General features: G+C 70.7%; 1 protein-coding gene. It reads left to right on the top strand.

From position 1 onward, the window contains the following. Positions 1-100: 100 nt before the first annotated feature. Positions 101-1,639, top strand: coding sequence for a glycoside hydrolase family 43 protein (locus tag ABZV38_RS40215; RefSeq protein ID WP_356333897.1), 1,539 nt, complete (start codon positions 101-103; stop codon positions 1,637-1,639). Positions 1,640-2,177 lie beyond the last annotated feature (538 nt).

The following is a 2,177-nucleotide window of genomic DNA, read 5'->3' as shown; positions in this document are numbered from 1 at the left end:
ACCACGTGATCATTCCGGGGCCGTCGCCATGCCCGGAGGGCAGATCACGACCGTCACGCTTCACGCATGATCAGCCACCCGACAGGCTCTTAGGACGGACATGGCGTTCTTCGACAACCCCGTAATACCCGGCTTCAGCCCGGACCCGAGCGTCTGCCGGGCCGGCGACGACTACTACGTGGCAACGTCCAGCTTCGAGTACGTACCCGGGGTACCGCTGTGGCACAGCCGTGACCTCGTGCACTGGCGGCTGATCGGGCACGCGCTGGACCGGCCCTCGCAGCTGGAGCTGCCCGACACGGCCCCGTCCTCGACAGGGGTGTACGCCCCCACGCTGCGGTATCACGACGGCCGGTTCTGGCTGATCACGACCGTGGTCGCCGGGGCAGGCAACGTCCTGGTGACCGCGGAAGATCCCTCGGGACCGTGGTCGGACCCGGTGCCGGTCGACGTACCGGGCATCGACCCCGACCTGGCCTGGGACGAGGAAGGAAACTGCTGGTGCGTGTTCTCGTCGGACGGGATCCACGGGGTGCGCATCGAGCCGAAGACGGGCGAACTGCTGAGCGAGCCGGTGGCGATGTGGTCGGGAAGCGGGCTGCAGTATCCCGAGGGCCCGCACCTGTACCGCGTCGGCGACTGGTGGTACCTGCTGCTGTCGGAAGGCGGCACGGAACGCGGGCACGCCCTGTCGGTGGCCCGGGCCCGCACACTGCCGGGACCGTTCGAACCGCACCCGGCCAATCCCGTGCTGTCCCACCGCAGTACCAACCACCCGGTGCAGAACACCGGCCACGGCGATCTGGTGCAGGCACACGACGGCACATGGTGGATGGTGCTGCTGGGCACCAGGCCCCGCGGTGACACACCGATGTACCACGGTCTGGGCAGGGAGACGTTCCTGGTACCGGTGCGGTGGGAGGACGAGTGGCCGCTGCCCGGACCGCTGGAGCTGCGCGCGCCAGCTCCGGCGCTGCCGCCGCATCCCTGGCCGCAGGAACCGGACCGGGACGACTTCGACTCCACCGCGCTCGCGCCCTGCTGGGTGTCGCTCAGGCGGCACGACCCGGCCGCCGTCCGCCTCGACGAGCGGCCGGGACATCTGGTGCTGCACGCCCGCGCGGACAGCCTCGACACGCCCGGCGCGCTCTTCGTGGGACGGCGCCAGCACGATGCCGACTGCAGCGCGCGCACGCTGGTCGATGTCGCCGGAGGCGGTCGGGGCGGGCTCGCGGTACGGCTGGACGAGGCACACCACTACCAGGTGGAGACGGGCGACGGCACGGTCCGCGCGGTCGCCAGGATCGGCCCGCTGTGCCACACCATCGCCGAACAGACCGTGCCGTCCGGCCCCGTGACCCTGCGGATCGACGTCACCACCAGCGATGTCCTGCCACCCACCGTCACGTTCCGCGGCACGGATCCGGAGGCCGCCGTCCCAGCCGGCCTCCGCGTCGGCGGCCCCGACACCCTCCGTCTGGGGTACGAGACGGCCGACGGCGACTTCGAGATCCTCGCCGAACTCGACGGTCGCTACCTCACCACCGAGGTCGCCGGGGGCTTCACCGGCCGCGTCATCGGCACGTACGCCACACACGGCAGTGCGGCCTTCGACTGGTTCGAATTGCGGCCAGCCTGACGGGCGCTTCCCCGCGGCCCGACCCCCGCCATGGCGGATCGGGTCGCGGTGCGGACGCCCGGACGATGCCGGGGCGGGTGCGGGGCCCGGCTACGCGGACACCACCGGCGTCCTGACCCGCACCCGAGCCATCGCCACGCCCACCGCACCCGCGTCACCGAGGACTCCGCCCACGTCGCCTTCGTCCTCGAAACCGGGTCTGGCGTCACCAGGCGCTCGCGCCGCCGTCGACCGCGTAGTTGGCGCCTGTCCCCAGCACGCCGGCTGCAACGAGCGTCTCCGCGCGGCACTTCCCCTGGTCAAGCGCATAATCCGGGTGGCAGCGACTTCTTGCTGGTCAAATACTGCCGCGCCTGACGGCGCCGCCGCCAGGCGTCAGTTGATCAGCCGACTCAACATCACACGACCCACGGGCGCGTGACCGCACAGAAGGACGTGCACCGCCTAGTGTTCTGCGCCGGGAATTCGATCAAGATATGAAGCGAGGCGTTGAAGGATCTCGTCGGCGTCCTTCGTCCAGACGAAGGGCTTCGGGTTG

Origin of the sequence: Streptomyces sp. NPDC005181 (genome assembly GCF_040608395.1) — a bacterium.
GTDB lineage: Bacteria > Actinomycetota > Actinomycetes > Streptomycetales > Streptomycetaceae > Streptomyces.
This window is presented reverse-complemented; position numbering and strand designations above follow the sequence as displayed.

Coding starts and splice junctions, on each gene's coding strand:
- ABZV38_RS40215 (WP_356333897.1), top strand. CDS start 101: ATGGCGTTCTTCGACAACCCCGTAATACCCGGCTTCAGCCCGGACCCG.